At 63.3% G+C, this 19,176-nt stretch carries 9 protein-coding genes; 4 read left to right on the top strand and 5 right to left on the bottom strand.

Annotated elements, in window-relative coordinates:
* Window positions 1-9: 9 nt before the first annotated feature.
* Window positions 10-2,169, bottom strand: a complete 2,160-nt coding sequence (locus tag M1E16_RS19980) for a type I secretion system permease/ATPase (protein WP_458128200.1) — start codon at window positions 2,167-2,169, stop codon at window positions 10-12.
* Window positions 2,170-2,187: 18 nt separating this feature from the next.
* Window positions 2,188-3,546: a TolC family outer membrane protein gene (locus M1E16_RS19975; RefSeq protein WP_305499524.1), complete on the bottom strand. Its 1,359-nt coding sequence runs from the start codon at window positions 3,544-3,546 to the stop codon at window positions 2,188-2,190.
* A 452-nt stretch (window positions 3,547-3,998) separates the two neighbouring features.
* Between M1E16_RS19975 and M1E16_RS19970 the strand changes: the two genes are divergently transcribed.
* The gene (locus M1E16_RS19970; RefSeq protein ID WP_458128199.1) at window positions 3,999-10,382 is read left to right on the top strand and encodes a retention module-containing protein; all 6,384 of its coding nucleotides are present in this window, start codon (window positions 3,999-4,001) and stop codon (window positions 10,380-10,382) included.
* A 226-nt stretch (window positions 10,383-10,608) separates the two neighbouring features.
* Here M1E16_RS19970 and M1E16_RS19965 read toward each other — a convergent pair whose 3' ends face one another.
* Window positions 10,609-11,007, bottom strand: coding sequence for a YbaN family protein (locus M1E16_RS19965; RefSeq protein ID WP_458128198.1), 399 nt, complete (start codon window positions 11,005-11,007; stop codon window positions 10,609-10,611).
* A gap of 8 nt (window positions 11,008-11,015) precedes the next feature.
* Entirely contained in the window at window positions 11,016-11,603 is a 588-nt protein-coding gene (locus M1E16_RS19960; protein WP_434629155.1) for a UPF0149 family protein, read from the bottom strand.
* Between the two features lie 420 nt (window positions 11,604-12,023).
* Between M1E16_RS19960 and recQ the strand changes: the two genes are divergently transcribed.
* The 3 genes from recQ to M1E16_RS19945 all read left to right on the top strand — a co-directional run bounded on the left by recQ (window position 12,024) and on the right by M1E16_RS19945 (window position 16,822).
* Complete coding sequence (recQ, locus tag M1E16_RS19955) at window positions 12,024-14,150, top strand: DNA helicase RecQ (protein WP_434629157.1); 2,127 nt, start codon at window positions 12,024-12,026, stop codon at window positions 14,148-14,150.
* Window positions 14,151-14,267: 117 nt separating this feature from the next.
* On the top strand, window positions 14,268-14,702 hold the full coding sequence (locus M1E16_RS19950) for a MarR family transcriptional regulator (protein WP_305499533.1): 435 nt from the start codon (window positions 14,268-14,270) through the stop codon (window positions 14,700-14,702).
* A 119-nt stretch (window positions 14,703-14,821) separates the two neighbouring features.
* Window positions 14,822-16,822: a FimV/HubP family polar landmark protein gene (locus M1E16_RS19945; protein ID WP_458128197.1), complete on the top strand. Its 2,001-nt coding sequence runs from the start codon at window positions 14,822-14,824 to the stop codon at window positions 16,820-16,822.
* A 108-nt stretch (window positions 16,823-16,930) separates the two neighbouring features.
* On the opposite strand, the gene M1E16_RS19940 is transcribed toward M1E16_RS19945, so the two are convergent.
* Complete coding sequence (locus tag M1E16_RS19940) at window positions 16,931-19,120, bottom strand: patatin-like phospholipase family protein (protein ID WP_458128196.1); 2,190 nt, start codon at window positions 19,118-19,120, stop codon at window positions 16,931-16,933.
* Window positions 19,121-19,176: the final 56 nt, after the last annotated feature.

Here is a 19,176-nt window from a genome sequence, read left to right as displayed (position 1 = left end):
TGGTGACTTTTATACTGCAGCAGACCCCACCCGCCCTTTGCGCAGCGCATCGATCACCGCGTCCTTCGGTCCGTCCGCCACGATCCGTCCGTTTTCCAGCACCACCAGGCGATCCACCAGGCTCAGCATCGAGGTACGGTGGGTGACCAGCAGCACGGTCTTGCCCTGCACATGGGCGTGAAGTTTTTGCCGCAAGGTGTCTTCGCTGCTGTTGTCCATGGCGCTGGTGGGTTCATCGAGCAAGAGGATCGGCGGGTCGAGCAGCAGGGCCCGGGCCAGCAGCACGGCCTGGCGCTGACCTCCGGACAGCAGCTGGCCGCGCTCGCCGACCGGGCGATCGAAGCCTTGCGGGTGCTGGCGCGCCAGTTCGGTCACGCCGGTGAGTTCCGCCACCTCCAGCATGCGGCCGTCGCTGATGTAACGGGCGCCAAGGGTGAGGTTGTCGCGCAGGCTGCCGGCCAGCAGCGGCAGGTCGTGGGCAACGTAGCCGATCTGTTGACGCAGGTCGGCGACGTCCAGTTGCCGCAGGTCCAGGCCATCGAGCAGCAACTGACCTTCCTGCGGGGCATAAAAACCCATCACCAGGCGCGCCAGGGTGCTTTTGCCCGAGCCGCTGCGGCCGATGATCCCGACGCGCTCGCCAGGCTTGAGGCTGAAACTGACGTTTGCCAACGCCGGAGTACTCTGGCCGTCGTAGTGGAAGGTCACGCCGCTGACATCCAGGGCGCCCTGCAATTGGGTGCGCTCCAGCGGACGCTGGCTGGCGTCGCGCTCCTGGGGCAGGGCCATCAAGGCATCGGTGCTGCGCATGGTGAGCTGGGCTTGCTGGTAGCGAGTGATCAGCCCGGCGATCTGGCCCAGCGGCGCGAGGACCCGGCTGCCGAGCATGTAGGTCGCCACCAGTGCGCCGACGCTGAGGTTGCCGGCAATGATGCTGTAGACGCCGGCAACTATGGTTGCCATGCCGGCCAGTTGTTGCAGGAACAGCGTGCCGTTGGTTGCCAGCGCCGAAAGGTTGCGGGCGTGGCTGTCGAGGCGGGTGAGGGCGCCATGAGTGCTTTCCCACTGATGCTGGCGTTCGCTTTCGGCGCTGCAGGCCTTGAGGGTTTCCAGGCCGCCGAGGGTTTCGATCAGCAAGGCCTGGCGCTGGGCGCCGAGGGCCAGGCTTTTCTGCACGGTGTCGCGCAGGCGCGCCTGGATGATCATGGCGAAAACCACGGTGATCGGGAACGCCACCACGGGTATCACCACCAGCCAGCCGCCAAGCAGGCCGATCACCACCAGCATCAGCGCGGCAAAGGGCAAGTCGATCAGGCTGGTCAGGGTCACGGCGGTAAGAAATTCCCGCAGGCCCTGGAAGTCATGGATGCTCTGGGCGAAGCCGCCGATGGTCACCGGTTTGGCTTTCATCGCCATGCCGGTGATGCGTTCGAACAGCGTGGCGGAGAGAATCACATCGGTCTTTTTGCCGGCGCTGTCCAGCAGATGAGCCCGCACGACCCGCAACACCAGTTCGAACCCGGTGCCGATCAGCAGCCCGACGGCCAGCACCCACAATGTCGACGTGGCCTGGTTCGGCACCACGCGGTCGTAGGTCTGCATTACGAACAGCGGCACCATCAATCCCAGCAAGTTGATTAGAAAGCTCGCCAGGATCGCGTCGCTGTACAGCCAGCGCGACAGTTTCAAGGTGTCACGAAACCAGGCCTCGACTCGCGGCACCAGCGGCGCGCGCAAATCTTCCAGTTCGTGGCGCGGTCGGGCGAACAAGGCCTGGCCGCTGTAGTCGGCGGCCAGCTCCTGACGGCTGACCCATTGTTCGCCGCCGTCGGCTTCGCTGGGCAGGATCAGCGCCTGGCCGTCGTCACCCCAGCGGCGCAATATCGCGCAGCGACCTCCGGCCAGAATCAGCATCACCGGCAGATTGAGCGCTGAAATGTCCGCCAGGTCGCGACGCAGCAGCCGCGCCTGCAGACTGGCCCGGGCCGCTGCGCGAGGCAGCAGGTCCAGGCTCAGGCGTTGGTGCGCCATTGGCAACCCGGCGCTGAGGCTGGCGCGGCTGACAGTCGCGCCATGGAGTTTGCAGAGGATCAACAAGCCGTCCAGCAACGGGTCATCGAAGTTCAGGCGCGGGTCGGCGCCGGGGATTACCGGTTCCATGCGGGTCATGTCGATCGCTCCCATGGACTACTTCAGTTCCGGCAGCCGTGCCTGGTTCTTGACTTCGGTCTGGGCGACGGCGTCGGCCGGCAGCACGATCCGCTGTTTGCTCAACAACAGGCCCATATTCGCCAGCACGCGGTACATCGAGTATTCCTCGGTGTAGCGCACCTCGGTGTAGCGACGGTTGGCGTTGTACAGCTCGTTTTCGCTGTCGAGCAAGTCGAGCAGGGTCCGTTGGCCGAGGCCGAACTGGTCTTGATAAGCGGCACGCACGCGGGCGGTGGTGTCGGCGTACTCACGGGCCGTCGGGGTCTGTTTGCGGGCGTTGAGCATCGCGTTCCAGGCCAGGCGCGTGTCTTCGTTGAGTTGGCGCAGGGCATTGTTGCGGATGTCCATGGCCTGGTTGATCTGGTGGGCGTTGGAGGCCAGCCGGGCCTTGTCGCTACCACCGCGCAACAGGTTGTAGTTCATCACCACGCCCAGCCGCCAGTTGTTGTCGTGGCCTTCTTCGCCGCCGAGGTTGTTGTTGGCGCCCACCGCCGCTTCCGCATCGAAGCGCGGGTAGAACGGCGATTTCGCCACTTCATACTGGCTTTCGGCGGACTGGATGTCGGCCTGGGCCGATTTCAGGTACGGGTTGTTATCCACCATGCTCTGCTGGGCTTCGCGCAGGTCGACCGGGATTTCGCCCTTGGTCGAGGGCGGGGCTTCCAGCTCATCGGGCATGCGCCCGACCACGCTGTAGAAGTTCGCCTCGGCATCGGCCAGGTCGACCTGAGCGGTGTCGTAGTTGTTTTCCGCCAGGGCCCGACGGGCATTGGACTGGTCGGAGTCGGCCGTGCTGCCCACCCCACGCTCGGTGCGCAGGCCGATCTGGTCGTTGACGCGCAGGTGCGCCTGCAGGTTGTTCTTGGCCAGGGTTACCAGCTCGCGACGCTTGAGCACTTCCAGGTAGACCTCGATGGTCCGCAGGGCCAGGTCCTGCGCGGTGCCCTGGGCGTAATAGGCGCGGGAGTTGACCACACCCTTGGTGCGTTCCACTTCGTTGGCGGTGTTGAACCCGTCAAAGATCATCTGGCGCAGGCGCAGCTCCGACTGGGTGTAGGTGAGGATATTGGTGTGATGGTTGCCCAGCGCCCGGGTGTTGGTGTTGTCGCTGTAGCCCCGACCGTAGCCGGCGTTCAAATCCACCGACGGGAAAAAACCGCCCCGGGCGACCTTGACGTCTTCATTGGCCGACAAACGGCTGTCCACCCGCTGTGCGAGTTCCGGGTGGGTCGCGATGGTGCTCTGTATCGCTTCGGTCAAGGACATGGCCTGCGCTTGAGAAGAGCAGGCCATGGCCAGCAAAACCGCGCTGCAGAGAGGGGTAAGAACGCGCATGGGATGCATCTCCTGAGGTCTGTTGTGCTTCGTTGTCGCCAGAATATTGACGTGTAAAAGATCAAAACCGTTTCAACCTTGTAACAACACAGCTAAGAACATTCCAGGAAAAGCCTAAGAAGAATTTCTCATAACGCTTATTCCAAAAAAAACTTATGAGCTAGGAAAAAACCGGCACATTGTTCAACGCGAAAGCCTTTGTATTTAAGGCTCTTGACGGATTACAGACGTCAATAAAAAGTTCCAGATAAATTTCGAAACGATGTGAAGAAGGGCAAAAAGATTTAAAAGTGAGGCGGCATGCGTGACGGTTTTTTGTCGTTGTGGCGAAAATCCGCTACCTTCCGATCTCGCGAAAGCTGGCAGATTTTCCAGATTCTGACGGCCAGCCTGAGTCTCGCTTCTTCACCCAGCACAGGTGCCGACTACGGTTGGCAACGGAGGAAATGCACATGGCAGCGCTCATCGGTACCGTCAGTAAGGTCGTAGGGCAGGTTTTCGCAGAGGCCGCCGGTGGGCTGCGGCGCCCGTTGATCGAAGGTGATCGGTTGTACGCCGGTGAGCACCTGATCACCGGCGCTGAGGGCGCAGTAGCCGTGCATTTGCAGAACGGCCAGGAACTGACCTTGGGCCGCGAAAGTGACCTGACCCTGACCCCGCAGCTGCTCGCCAACCAGGCAGCGCCTGTCGACACGCCCGAAGCGCCAGTGCCAAGTAATGCGCAACTGACCGATGTGCAGCAATTGCAGCAAGCCATCGCCGCCGGCGCCGACCCGACCCAGACCGGCGAGGCCACGGCGGCGGGCGCCGAGGGCGGCAACCCGGGCGGAGTGGGCGGTGGGCACAGCTTTGTGCTGCTGGAGGAGGTGGCAGGAGAGGTTGATCCTCTGATTGGCTTCCCAACCGCCGGGTTCAACGGGATTCCCGAGTTTCCACAACTGGAGCTGGCGGCTGATCCGGACGGCAATGATGGCGATGATGGCGATGGAACCGTGCCGCCGGTCATTCCTGAAACGCCGGACAACCCCGTCACCCTTGATGGCGTGACCGTGGACGGCGGAGAGCTGAGCACCAACGAGGCCAACCTCGCCGACGGTACCGCCAGCAATCCTGGTGCGCTGGTGCAAAGCGGCACCTTCAGCATTTCCGCCCCCGACGGCTTGAACAGCCTGAGCATCGGCGGCATCAGCGTGATCGCTGGCGGCGTGGCTTCAGGTTTCCCGCAGTCCGTCACCTCGGCGCTGGGCAACACGCTGACCATCACCGGCTATGACCCGGCCACTGGCGTGGTGAGCTACACCTATACCCTGACCGACAACGAAACCCATCCGGCGGGCGGTGGTACCAACACCATCAGCGAGCAATTCCCGGTCGTGGCCGTCGACGCCGACGGCGATACGGCCAACGGAACCCTGGACGTCAACATCACCGACGACGTGCCTCAAGCCGTGGACGACAGCCACGCCAGCAGCGCGTCGGAGACCCTAGTCACCCTCACTGGCAACGTATTGCCCAACGATGACCAGGGCGCTGATCGCATACCCACCGGCCCCGACAGCGGGCCGATCATCGGCGGCACGTTCACCGGTACCTACGGCACGCTGGTGCTCAACCCCAACGGTACGTACACCTACACCCTGAATACCAGCGACCCGCAATTCGTTGCGTTGCACGGCGGCGGCAACGGCAGCGAAACCTTTACCTACACCCTGACCGACGCCGACGGCGACACCAGCACCGCCAACCTGGTGCTGCAAGTGCACAACAACGACGACCCGGTGATCATCAACGGCCTCGACACCGAGGGCGGCGAGCTGACGGTGCAGGAGAAAAACCTCGGCGACGGCAGCAACCCGGACGCCTCGGCGCTGACCCAGAGCGGCACGTTCACCATCACCGCGCTGGACGGTGTGCAAACCCTGAGCGTCGGCGGCATCACTGTGGTCAGCGGTGGCGTCGCCGCCGGTTTCCCGCAATCGATCACCACCGCGTTGGGCAACACCTTGACCGTCACCGGCTTCAACGCCGCCACGGGCGTGGTCAGCTACAGCTACACCTTGCTCGACAACGAAGCGCATGCAAATGCCAACGGCGCAAACAGCCTGGGCGAGCAGTTCAGCGTGGTGGTCACCGATGACAACGGCACCACGGCCACCGGCAACCTGGACGTGAACATCGTCGATGACGTGCCTCAGGCCGTGGACGACAGCAACGCCGGTACTGCCTCGGAAAACAACCTGACCCTGACCGGCAGCGTGCTGCCCAACGACAGCCAAGGCGCCGATCAGGTGGCGTCCGGGCCGATTACCCCCGGCACCTTCACCGGCACCTACGGCACGCTGGTGCTCAACGCTGACGGCTCCTACACCTACACGCTCAACCCTGGCGACACCGATTTCAAAGGCCTGCACGGCGGCGGCAATGGCAGCGAAACCTTCACCTACACCCTGACCGACGCCGACGGCGACACCAGCACCGCCAACCTGGTGCTGCAAGTGCACAACAACGACGACCCGGTGATCATCAACGGCCTCGACACCGAGGGCGGCGAGCTGACGGTGCAGGAGAAAAACCTCGGCGACGGCAGCAACCCGGACGCCTCGGCGCTGGCCCAGAGCGGCACTTTCACCATCACCGCGCTGGACGGCGTGCAGACCCTGAGCGTCGGCGGCATCACTGTGGTCAGCGGTGGCGTCGCCGCCGGTTTCCCGCAATCGATCACCACCGCGTTGGGCAACACCTTGACCGTCACCGGCTTCAACGCCGCCACGGGCGTGGTCAGCTACAGCTACACCTTGCTCGACAACGAAGCGCATGCAAATGCCAACGGCGCCAACAGCCTGGGCGAGCAGTTCAGCGTGGTGGTCACCGATGACAACGGCACCACGGCCACCGGCAACCTGGACGTGAACATTGTCGATGACTTGCCCAAGGCCCACGCCGACTCCGCCTCGGTGGAAGAGGGCGCGACGGTCAGCGGCAACGTGCTGAACAACGACGAGGGCGGCGCCGACGGGCCTGCCGCCAGCGGCGCAGTGATCGGCGTACGCGCCGGCAGCGATACTTCGACCTCCGCCGTAGGCGGCCTCAACAGCCAGATCAATGGCACCTACGGCTACCTGACCCTCGACGCCAACGGCAACGCGGTCTACCACAGCAACCCGAACGCCGTCAGCGCACCGGGCGCCACCGATGTGTTCACCTACACCGTGCGCGACGCCGATGGCGACGAGAGCACCACGACCATCACCATCGACATCGATAACAGCTGCCTGGCCGCAACCCCTGACCAGGAAATCCGCGTCTATGAAAAAGCCCTGGATCTCAACCAGGATGGCCAGGACCTGGCCCCCGGCACCGTCACCGGCAGTGCGCCGAATGCCAGCAGTGAAACCGCGAGCGGCAGCCTTGTCGGCTCGGTGACCGGTGCCGTCGGCGCCGTCACCTTCGCCCTGATCGGCAATGCCACTGGCGCCCATGGACAACTGTTGCTCAACCCGGACGGTTCGTACACCTACACCCTGACGTCGCCCGCCACGACAACGCCCGCCGCCAATGATGGTCCGAACGTGTTGAGCGAAAGCTTCACGTATCAAGCTACGGACTCACTCGGTAACAGCGTCACCAGCACCATCGTCATCAACATCGTCGACGATGTGCCCAAGGCGCACTGTGATACCGCGGCGGTGGTGGAGGGCGGGACGGTCAGCGGCAACGTGCTGGATAACGACGTGCTCGGCGCCGATGGTGGCGTGGTGATCGGCGTGCGGTCCGGCAACGATACGTCAAGCCCGGCCAACGGCGGCCTGAACACCCAGATCAACGGCACCTACGGCTACCTGACCCTGGATGCCAATGGCAACGCGGTCTATCACAGCAATCCGGACTCCGTTGGCGTACCGGGTGCCACCGATGTATTCACCTACACCGTGCGCGATGCCGATGGGGATGAAAGCACCACGACCATCACCATCGACGTGCACAACAGTTGTCTGGTCGCTGAAACCGATCATGACGTCACCGTTTACGAAAAAGCCCTGGACCTGAAACAGGATGGCCAGGACCTGGCCCCCGGCACCGCCACCGGCAGCGAGCCGGGCAGCACCGGCGAAACCGCCACCGGCACCTTGGTCGGTTCGGTCAGCGGTGCAACCGGCGCGGTGACATTTGCCTTGGTGGGAGACGCCAATGGCGCCCACGGCCAGTTGCTGCTCAACGCCGATGGCTCTTACACCTATACGCTGACCTCGCCGGCGAATACCACGCCGCATGCCAACAATGGCCCGAACGTATTGACCGAAAGCTTCACCTATCAGGCCACCGATTCCCTGGGCAACAGCACCACCGGCAACCTGGTGGTCAGCATCGTCGACGATGTGCCCAAGGCTGTCGCGTCCGAGCGTTCGGTCACGGCGGTGGAGATCGATTCGAACCTGCTGATCGTGCTCGACGTGTCCGGCAGCATGAAAGACGATTCCGGTGTGCCGGGCCTCTCGCGAATGGACCTGGCCAAACAGGCGATCAGCGCCTTGCTCGACAAATACGACGACATGGGCGACGTGAAAGTCCAGCTTGTGACCTTCAGCGGCAGCGCCACCGGCCAGAGTGCCGTGTGGGTGGACGTGGCAACCGCCAAGACACTGATCGCCGCGCTGAAGGCGGACGGTGATACCAATTACGATGCGGCCGTGGAGATGGCCAAGACGGCGTTCGCAACACCGGGGCAACTGACCGGCGCCCAGAACGTTGGCTATTTTTTCTCCGACGGCAAGCCGACCAAGGGCGATATCGGCCCGGCGGACGAGGCCGCGTGGAAGGCCTTCCTCGACGCCAACAGCATCAAGAATTACGCCGTCGGCCTGGGCAGCGGCGCCAGAAACGTCAATCTTGACCCGCTGGCCTACGACGGCAGCACCCACACCAACACCAACGCGGTGGTGGTGACTGACTTGAACCAGCTCAATTCGGTGCTTTCCGGCACGGTGCAAGGCGTGCCGGTTACCGGCAGCCTGTTCGGCGAAGGCGGCTCGTTCGGCGCCGACGGCGGGTTTATCAAAAGCCTGGTGGTGGACGGCACGACCTACAGCTACAACCCCGATGCCAACGGTGGCCAGGGGGCGCTGACCATCAGCGGCGGGGCCAACCACGGCACCTTCAACACCGCGACCAACACCGTCAGCATCGCCACCGGGCATGACGGCATGCTCGTGGTGAATCTTGATACCGGCGCGTTCAGCTACACCTCCCAGACCACCACCAGCACCTTGATCACCGAGAACATCGGCTACACCCTCAGCGATAACGATGGTGACCTGGCGGGCTCCAACCTGGTGATCAAAGTCCAACCCAACAGCGCTCCGGTGGCGGTCGATGACAACGTCATCACCAACGTGCTCTCGGGCAACATCGTGGTTCCGGGTGAACTGCTGCTGGGCAATGACAGCGACGCCAACGGCGACCCGCTCTCCGCATCGCCGACCAGTTTTAATACCGGCTGGGTGGCCAGGGGCGCGGATTTCACCGGCAGCACCGGTACCGCCAGTTTCACTGGCAACAACGCCCAGTCGATCAGCCTCAACCGCAGTGCCTTCGTCGCCAATACCGCGAGCATGACCGCAGTGCTGGTGGTCAGCGGGGCGCTGGGAGCGGTGTCGAACAACAACGCCAACGATGAGGACCGGATCAACATCAGCCTCAAGCAAGGCGAAACCCTGACCCTGGATCACAATCTCACGGCCGGTCGCATCGCCATGGAATATTCGCTTAACGGCGGCCCCTTCATCGCAATCAACGATGGCGCCTCGTTCACCGCGGCGGCGGATGGCAATTATCAGATCCATGTCACCAACATTCCCAACCCCGGCAATGGCAACGCCAATGCCTCGGAAAATTACCAACTGACCCTGACCGTCAACTACGCCGGTGCCCAGGACACTACTCCCGATTATCACGGCAGCTACACTGCCAGCGACAACCACGGCGGCAGTGACTCCGCCGGGGTGGGCATCAGCTACCAGGCGGGCCACACCCTGACGGGGACCACGGGCGACGATGTACTGCTGGCCGGCAATGGCAACAACGTGCTCAACGCCGGCGACGGCAACGACATCCTCAGCACCGGCGCGGGCAACAACACCTTGCATGGCGGGGCTGGCGATGACTTGCTCTACAGCAGTACCGGTAACGACCTGCTCGACGGCGGCGCTGGCAACGACACCGCCAGTTATGCCCATGCCACCGGCGGCGTCACGGTAAATCTCGGCCTGCTGGCCGGACAGAACACCCTGGGGGCCGGCACCGACACCCTGGCTGGCATCGAGAACCTGGTCGGCTCGAACTTCAACGACCACCTGACCGGCGACAGCCTGAGCAATCGCATCGACGGCGGCCTCGGCCATGACGTGCTCAACGGCGGTGACGGCGATGACCTGCTGATCGGCGGCCTGGGCAACAACACCCTCACCGGTGGCAACGGCGCCGACACGTTCCAATGGCAAGCGGGCAACAGCGGTCACGACGTCATCACGGATTTCACCCCGGGCCTCGACAAACTCGACCTGTCGCAACTGCTGCTGGGCGAGAACGGCAGCGCGGCGTCGCTTGATGACTATCTGCACTTCAGCGTGACCGGCAGTGGAGCCTCGTTGATCACCAGCATCGACGTCAGCAGCACCGCCGGCGCCACGCCGAACCAGACCATCGACCTGGCCGGCGTCAACCTCGCCAGTCACTACGGCGTCACGCCGGGCGCAGGCGGAATGATCGGCGGCGCGGACACCGCGACCATCATCAACGGCATGCTGAACGACCATTCGTTGAAGGTCGACACAGTGTGAGATGAGCTGAAACGACAAAACCCGCCATCTCTGCTCTGGAGATGGCGGGTTTTTCATTTTGGCCCGCACAAAATTTTCCCGGACCCAGGCACCGCTGTTCCCGTGGCGAGGGAGCTTGCTCCCGCTCGGCTGCGCAGCAGTCGTAAAATCGGCAGGCGCGGTCTGCCTGGGGAATCGCATCAGCTGATTTCAGGGCGGCTTCGCCTCCCAGCGGGAGCAAGGGCCTTCAATCAGGTTTGCGCAGGGTCTTCTGCCTGAGGATATACACCGTCACCAGCACCGCGCTGGTCAGCATGAAAACCCGCGCCCATGGCAGGGGCACCAGGTAGCACGACAGCAGGATGCTCGCCCACATCAACCCGATGGCGCAGACCTTGCCCTTGAGCGGGATGCCGTTGCCGCTGAGGTAGTCGCCGATCCAGGGGCCGAGGCGCGGATGCTCCACCAGCCAGCGGTAGAAGCGGGGCGAACTGCGGGCGAAGCAGGCCGCGGCCAATAACAGGAAGGGGGTGGTAGGTAGGACGGGAATAAAGATGCCGATGACCCCCAGCACCACACTCAGCCAGCCGATGGCGAGCAGAGCGTAGCGCAGGATCAGCGGGCGATTGCCGAGGGGCGCGGGCACCCGCTGACTCAGTGGTGGCGCGGCTTGAGGATCGCCGGTTTCTCGTCCGGGGCGTTGCACAGCAGGTACAAGGCGGTCAGCGCTTCGGGGATTTGCACGATCATGTCGTCCATCAGGTTCGCGTCGGCGGCAATGTCGGAAAACTCCGGTTGCTCGTCGAACAGGCCGGAACCGACCATGATCGGCAACAACATTTCGCTGACTTCCTCTTCGGCGGTTTCGAACCAGGCCGCTTCGCGCAGGAACACGCCTTCCATGAAGCCGATGCACCAGCCGCGCAGTTCCGAATCGTCCGGATCGTCGCCCAGGTCCAGCTCGCACGGCAGCTCGAATTCTTCATCGGAAGCCAGTTGGCGGGCGATGTGAGCCTTGAGGCCGACCAGCGTCGCTTCGATTTCGGCGCGTTGGGCTTCGTCGCTGTAGTGCGGTTCTTCGGCGAACAGGGCGTCGATCCATTCACGCTCCGGCACCTGCTCGGAGCAGATCGACAGGGCGGTCAGGTAGCCATGAGCGGCCACGTAATCCAGCGCTTCTTCGTGCAGCTCATCGGCGTCGAGGAAGACTTGCAGGCGGGTCAGTTGCTCAGCGAAGGACATTACAGGCTACCTTGGGGAATAAACAATGCGGGAATTCTAGGCTTTCTTGAGCGCTCAGGCCAGCCGCGTGGTGGATTTGCTTTCTTGCCGGTCATGCATCACCTGGTCTCGAGCCTACAGAGTCCCTGTGGCGAGGGAGCTTGCTCCCGCTGGGTCGCGCAGCGGCCCTGTTTTTTTGGGGCGGCTTCGCCACTCAGCGGGAGCAAGCTCCCTCGCCACGGGGTGGGGCTTGTCCGGCATTTGCCCTGAAACCTCCTGTCAGCAACCCCCTTCGCAACGAAGCCCTCGGGTATACTGCCGCGTTTTGTGATGCCCTGCGGCATCCCGGCGGTTCGAAACGCGCACTTACGATTCGCCGGTGCAGCGTTTGTGTTTCTGGACCAGCCTTGCAGGGATGTTTCGGTGATTTTTGGAGTTTTTATGCTCGAACAGGCTCAACGCGTCCTCAAGGACATCTTCGGCTACGACAGTTTTCGTGGCCGCCAGGGTGCCATCATTGAGCGCGTGGCCAGCGGTGGCGATGCCTTGGTGCTCATGCCTACCGGCGGCGGCAAGTCCTTGTGCTTCCAGGTGCCCGCGCTGCTGCGCAACGGCCTCGCGGTGGTGGTGTCGCCGCTGATCGCCTTGATGGACGACCAGGTCGCGACCCTCGAAGAACTGGGCGTTGCCGCCGCCGCGTTGAACTCCACGCTGAGCGCCGAGCAGCAGCGGGACCTGGCGGAACGCATCAAGCGCGGTGAAGTGAAAATGCTTTACCTGGCGCCTGAACGTCTCGTGCAGCCGCGCATGCTGGCTTTTCTCCAGAGCCTGGAAATCGCCCTGTTTGCCATCGACGAAGCCCACTGCGTATCCCAATGGGGCCACGATTTCCGTCGCGAATATCTGCAGCTGGGACAATTGGCCGAGCTGTTTCCCGACGTACCGCGCATCGCCCTGACCGCCACCGCCGACAAACGTACCCGCGAAGAAATCGTCGAGCGCCTGCACCTGCAGAACGCCGAGCGGTTCCTCTCCAGCTTCGACCGCCCGAACATTTTCTACCGCATCGTGCCCAAGGAACAGCCGCGCAAGCAATTGCTGGCGTTCCTCGCCGAGCGCCGCAGCGACGCGGGTATCGTCTATTGCCTGTCGCGCAAGAAAGTCGAGGAGGTGGCGGCGTTCCTCAGCGAGCAAGGTTTTCCGGCATTGCCCTACCATGCCGGCCTGCCCAACGATCTGCGGGCCTACCACCAGAAGCGCTTTCTCAACGAGGAAGGCCTGATCATGGTCGCCACCGTGGCGTTCGGCATGGGTATCGACAAGCCCAACGTACGGTTCGTCGCGCATTTGGACCTGCCCAAGTCCCTGGAGGCCTATTACCAGGAAACCGGCCGTGCCGGTCGTGACGGTTTGCCGGCCGATGCCTGGATGGCCTACGGCCTGCAGGACGTGGTGATGCTCAAGCAGATGCTGCAGAACTCCGAGGGCGATGAGCGCCACAAACGCCTGGAACAACACAAGCTCGACGCGATGCTGTCGCTCTGCGAAGAGACCCGTTGCCGCCGCCAGACCTTGCTGGCCTATTTCGATGAGGACATGCCCGAGCCTTGCGGGCACTGCGACAACTGCGTCGACGGCGTGGAGACCTGGGACGCCACCGAGCCGGCACGCCAGGCGCTGTCGGCCATCTATCGCACGGGCCAGCGTTATGGCGTGGGGCATCTGGTGGACGTGCTGCTGGGCAAGGACAACGAAAAGGTCCGCAGCTTTGGCCATCAGCACCTTTCGGTGTTCGGCGTGGGCAAGGCCCGCACCGAGAGCGAATGGCGCTCGCTGTTCCGGCAACTGGTGGCGCGCGGCCTGGCCGACATCGACCTGGAGGGTTATGGCGGCCTGCGCCTGAGCGCGACCTGCCGGCCCTTGCTCAAAGGCGAGGTCAGCCTGGAACTGCGTCGCGACCTCAAGCCCGCAACAGCGATCAAGAGCAGCAAGAGCCAGGCCAGCCAACTGGTGCGTGGCGAGGAGCGCGATCAGTGGGAGGCCTTGCGCGCCTTGCGGCGCAAGCTGGCGGAGGAGCATGGCGTGCCGCCCTATGTCATTTTCCCCGACTCGACGTTGCTGGAAATGCTCCGCAGCCAACCGACTTCCCTGGCGGAAATGGCCCGGGTCAGTGGCGTTGGCGCGCGCAAGCTGGAGCGTTACGGCGAGGCTTTCCTCCAGGTGCTCGGCGGTGAAGCCGAAGCGCCGAAAGCCGTGGCCGATGTACGCCACGAACTCATCACCCTGGCTCGTGCCGGCATGACCCCGCTACAGATCGCCGGGCAACTGCAGTGTTCGGAAAAGAATGTCTACACGATGCTGGCCGAGGCGATCGGCCAACAGCAGCTATCCCTGGAGCAGGCGCTGGATTTGCCCGAAGAACTGATGGGCGAAATCCAGGACGCGTTTCTCGACGGCGAGGGTGAATTGCCCGCGGTATCTGACGTTGCCGCGCTGTTTGCAGGCCGCGTTCCGGAAGGCGTCCTGTATTGCGTAAGGGCTGCACTGCAATCGGAATTTGAAGTCTGATCAGGCAGTTACGCTCCTTTAACGATTCACTACAGTGCCAGCCTTGCTTGAATCCGAAGCTCATGCTTAGCTGACTAATAATTAGTATTTCTCTATTTAGATTCTGATGAGTTTTTTATGCCTCTAACCGATCAACACCGCTTTGGCATGCAGTTGGCGCAAATGTCCCGGGGCTGGCGAGCCGAGCTGGACCGTCGCCTCGCCGGGCTGGGCCTGTCCCAGGCGCGTTGGCTGGTGCTGCTGCACCTGGCCCGCTTCGAACAGGCGCCGACCCAGCGTGAGCTGGCCCAGAGCGTCGCCGTTGAAGGCCCGACCCTGGCCCGCTTGCTCGATAGCCTGGAAACCCAGGGACTGGTGCAGCGCCAGGCCGTGGCCGAGGACCGCCGCGCCAAGAAAATCGTGCTCTGCGCGCCGGCCTTACCGCTGATTGAACAGATCGAAACCATTGCCACGCAGCTGCGTCGGGAGTTGTTTGAAGGCGTTGACGAAGAGGATATGCGGGTGTGCATGCGGGTTCACGGCAGAATCCTGGCCAACCTGGAAAAATCCTGAGGCACATCCCTGACACCAGCTTTTTGAGATTCGCCGGTTAGCGAACTATAACCAGTAGTAAGCGCTCCTAATGGAAGCGTTTGCGCCGAGGTTGGTTCTGGTAATCGAAAGGGATGCCCATGCTTGAAAGTCTGCAGTCCACGTTGCGCAACTGGGTCAACGTGTTGATAGTCGTGGGTGCCCTGGGCTTTCCGGCCCTGGCGTCGGCGCTGGGGCTGGGAGAGATCACGCTTCATTCCGCGCTGAACCAGCCGTTGCGCGCCGATATTGCTTTGGTCGATGCGGCCGGCCTGGGCGAGGGGGATTTGTCGGCCAGCCTGGCGAGTCCGGACGATTTCAGTCGCGCCGGGGTGGAGCGGGTGTTTTTTCTCAACAGCTTGCGTTTCACGCCGGTGTTGCGCGGCGAGCGCAGCTTCATCCGGGTGACTTCCAGCAAGCCGGTGGAAGAACCCTTCCTCAATTTCCTGGTACAGCTCAACCAGCCTAACGGCCGGGTGCTGCGCGAATACACCGTGCTGATCGATCCGCCGGGCACGCCAGGGATTGTGCCGGCCGTGGACGAGCCTTCCGCTGCGGCCGAAGCGACACCCGCGATCAAGCCGCCACCGGCCACACAAGGCAAGCGCTACACCGTCGTGCAGGGCGACAACCCCTGGATCATCGCCAAACGCCTGCATGACGCCGGCAGCAATGCCTCTGTCAATGAGCTCATGCAGGGCATCCAGGCGCTGAACCCTGGCAGCGAGCGGCTTTCCATCGGTCAGCGCCTGTTGCTGCCCGACTCGGCCATATTGCCGCCTCCCGCCGCAACCCCTTCAACGCCGGCCTCTGTCGCCCCCGACAGCAATGCCGAGCAACTCGCCGCCTCGGTGCTGCAAAACCAGCAACAACAGAAAACCATCGACGAACTTCAAGCCCGGCTTCAGGCCCAGGACGCGGAAATCGCCGGCCAGCGCCAGCAGATCAGCGAGTTGCAGGCGCAACTGGCCCAGGAGCCGCCGGATGCCGTTGCCGCGACAGCGGCGCCAGCGGAAAACGTCGAGCCCACTCCGGTGGTCGAGGCGGCGCCGGCCGACGAGGCAGAGGGCATCGATTGGGTGTGGGTAGCGGGGCTGGTGGGGCTGCTGGGGTTGCTCGTCGTGTTGTTGGTTCTTCGCCGTCGGCAACAGCAGGATCTGGCGGATCCGCAGCCGATGTCCGAGCCTCGCGAATTGATCCTGGACGATGACGAACCCGAAACCTACGGGCAATCGCACGCCGAACGCCCTGAAGTCGCCGCGTCGTTCAACAACGGCGATGCGCCTCTCGGCGATGTGCTCGAAGGGGTGGGAATCTACCTGACCTATGGCCGCTTCACCGAAGCGGCGGGCTTGTTGCGCGCCGCGTTGCTGGCGGAGCCGGAGCGTACCGACCTGGGCCTCAAGTTGCTCGACGTGCTGGGCAAGCAGGGCGATGTCATCGGTTTCCAGGCCCAGGAGAACCACCTGCTGGCCCAGGGTATCGATCGCCAGGCGCTGGAAGAAGTCCGCGGGCGCTACCCGAGGATCTCCATGGTTACCGCGCCCGTTGAGACCTCCCTTGATACGCCGCGTGATGCGCCGCTTGATGCGCCTGCGCCGACAGAACCCCAGGCACGCATTCCAGAGCCCGAACCGCCCAGTCCCCCCAGCGACGAGTTCGAGCTGAAGCTCGATAGCTTGTCCATGGAGAACAGCTGGGACCTGACGGACACCCCGCAGGCCTCCGCTGAACCGAAAACCCTGGAATCCTTCGAAACCGGCACCTTGTCGCTCTCGGGATTCGATGAGCCCGACCTGCAATGGGGCGCGCCTCTGGAAACCGAGTCGTTGGACGATGATTTTCTCGACGGGTTTGCCGACGAAGAGCAGTCGCTGGAGCTGGAGCCGCTGACCGCCGAACCGGAATTCGACTCCCTGTCGCTCGAACCGGTGTCCTTTGAGGCGCAACCCTCGCAGCATTCCGAAAAGCTCGAAGAAGCCCAGAATCGTATCGATGAGGGAGACCTCAAGAGCGCTATTACGCTGCTGGAGGAACTGGTGGAAGAGGGCGACGAGCCGCTCAAGGAGACGGCCCGGGTGCTGCTGGCCGGGATTCGTTGATTACCCCTGTGGGAGCGAGCCTGCTCGCGAAAATGGCGGCAGGATCTCCATGGCTGAACCATCTCTTCGCGAGCAGGCTCGCTCCCACAGGGGGGCTGGTGCATGACGCTAGAACGTCTGCCCCAGATTCAGATACACCGCCTGCTCATCATCGTCGTTGAAGCCGTAACTGAAGTTGAGTGGCCCCAGCGGCGTGTCGAATCCGAGGAAAATACTGGCGGCGTTGATGTAGCCGCTGTCGAATTCATTGTCGTTGTTCCAGGCCCGGCCGCGCTCCAGCGAACCGCCGACATACAGCGGGAAATCCAGCGGCAGGTAGGCGCGCGGCGTGAGCCTGCGGTAGTACACGGCGCGCATCAGGCTCATGTTCTGGCCGGATATCCCGTCTTCGCGAAAGCCCGACAGCTGTCGGGCGCCGCCGAGGACGAAGCTCGACGTGACGACCTCGGCGGTGTCCAGGGTCCGGCCATAACGACCGCCGAGGATGAAGGTATCCGGGCCGCTGCTCAGGGCCTTGTCCAACCTGAATTCCCACTGGCGATAACGCTGGTCGGAACCTAATCCGGGTTCATACTGGCGCCAGGACAAGCCGATGTCTTCGCCTTCGTGGGGGAAGTAGACATTGTCCAGCGAGTCGAATGAATACTTGAGCTCGTAGAAGCCTTCGTTGAAGTTTTCGCTGGGCTGGTCGTGATCGCCGATGCGCACGTCCGCTTTGCCCCAGGCCTGGCCGACGCCGAAGCGGATTTCCCCGCTGTTGCCGATCTGGCGGCCCAGGTTCAGGCCGAAGCCGTAGCGCTCGACCCGATACTGGGCGACCGGGTCGTTATCGAGGATGGATTCGACGTTGCGCGATTCGAATTGTCCGTAGGGCGCGATGAAGTAGCGCGAACCGACGTCCAGCGGCTGGTAGAACTCGCTGTACAGCTCCTGCTTGTCGCCGATCTGCGCCCGTGTCAGCCATTCGGCGCCGAGGCGATTGATACCATTGACCCGGTAGCTGGCACCGAGGTTGAAAGCGCTGTCGCCGCGCATGTCGTCCGACAGGCTCAGGCCCAGGCGCAGGTAGTCCGTGCCGGTGCGTCGGCCCCGGGCGCTGATCACCAGGGTGTTGTCCGCGCCCTTGTGTACTACGCGGTATTGCACCTGCTCGAAATAATCCAGGCCGTACAAGGTGCCCATGTCGGTTTGCAGCCGACCCAGGTCCAACGGCTCGCCGATCTGTTGACGAACGTAATAGCGGATCACGTCGTCGCCGACTTTCGAATCATTTTCCACCCGTATCGCGGTGATGACCGGCGTGCGTTCGCTGGGGGTGCGCGCCGCCATCAGCTCGGCGTCGGCCGGTTCAGGGCGACGCAGGTGCGCCAGGCGCGCCTCGAGTATCCGGGTGGCGCGGTAACCAGCGTCCATTATTTCCGTGGCGCGGCCGAAATCGGTGGAGCCAAAGCTCGCCAGGGCGGGCTGGATCAGCACGTCGTTGTTTTTCAGCGTCGCCAGTTGTTCCTCCGAGTTGCGGCGGGTCATCAGAGTGGTCGACTGATTCAGCACATCCACCACCGTGACCAATTGCTTGCGGTTACGCAGCGGCGTGCCGATATCGACGACGATGGCCATGTCCACGCCCATTTCCCGGGCCACGTCCAAGGGAATATTGTCGCTCATGCCGCCGTCCACCAGCAGCCGCCCGTCCAGTTCCACCGGGGCGAACACCGCCGGGATCGACATGCTGGCACGGATGACCTTGGGCAGGTGGCCCTTGCGGAACACGACTTTTTCGCCAGTGGCGATGTCGGTCGCCACGGCGCGGAAGGGAATCGGCAGCTTGTCGAAATCCCGGGTATCGCTGGCGTGGGCCAGCAGGCTTTCCAGGAGTAGGGCCAGGTTCTGTCCCTGGATCACGCCCAATGGCAGGCCGAGGCTGCCGTCGTCGCGAAAGCTCAGCTTCTGCTTGACCAGGAAATCCCGATCGTCCTGCTTGCGCCGGAAGGGCACGTCCTTGCGCGGCGGGGCGTCGGACAGCGCTTGCTGCCAGTCGATGCCCAGGGCGAGCTTCTCCAGCTCGTCGATCTTGTACCCGGAGGCGTATAGGCCGCCGATCACCGCGCCCATGCTGGTGCCGGCGATCGCGTCGATCTTGATGCCTTGTTCTTCCAGGGCTTTGAGCACGCCAATATGCGCCAGCCCACGGGCCGCGCCGCCGGAAAGTACCAGGCCGATTTTCGGTCGCGGCGCTTCGACCGCGTTGGCGAACAGGGGCAGCAGTAGCAGGAGCAGGCATGGCAGCAGGCGGCGCATCGTCAATCTCGGGGCAGGCGGTCAAAGGCGGTAGTATAACGAGGCCTTTGACCGCA

This window comes from Pseudomonas sp. Z2-11 (assembly GCF_054161305.1).
The sequence above is the reverse complement of the archived record's forward strand: the minus strand, read 5'-3'. Positions and strand labels throughout refer to the sequence as shown.

Excerpts from the sequence above, each read along its gene's own strand:
- M1E16_RS19980 (WP_458128200.1), bottom strand. The coding sequence starts at position 2,169 with ATGACCCGCATGGAACCGGTAATCCCCGGCGCCGACCCGCGCCTGAAC.
- M1E16_RS19975 (WP_305499524.1), bottom strand. The coding sequence starts at position 3,546 with ATGCGCGTTCTTACCCCTCTCTGCAGCGCGGTTTTGCTGGCCATGGCC.
- M1E16_RS19970 (WP_458128199.1), top strand. The coding sequence starts at position 3,999 with ATGGCAGCGCTCATCGGTACCGTCAGTAAGGTCGTAGGGCAGGTTTTC.
- M1E16_RS19960 (WP_434629155.1), bottom strand. The coding sequence starts at position 11,603 with ATGTCCTTCGCTGAGCAACTGACCCGCCTGCAAGTCTTCCTCGACGCC.
- recQ (WP_434629157.1), top strand. The coding sequence starts at position 12,024 with ATGCTCGAACAGGCTCAACGCGTCCTCAAGGACATCTTCGGCTACGAC.
- M1E16_RS19950 (WP_305499533.1), top strand. The coding sequence starts at position 14,268 with ATGCCTCTAACCGATCAACACCGCTTTGGCATGCAGTTGGCGCAAATG.
- M1E16_RS19945 (WP_458128197.1), top strand. The coding sequence starts at position 14,822 with ATGCTTGAAAGTCTGCAGTCCACGTTGCGCAACTGGGTCAACGTGTTG.
- M1E16_RS19940 (WP_458128196.1), bottom strand. The coding sequence starts at position 19,120 with ATGCGCCGCCTGCTGCCATGCCTGCTCCTGCTACTGCTGCCCCTGTTC.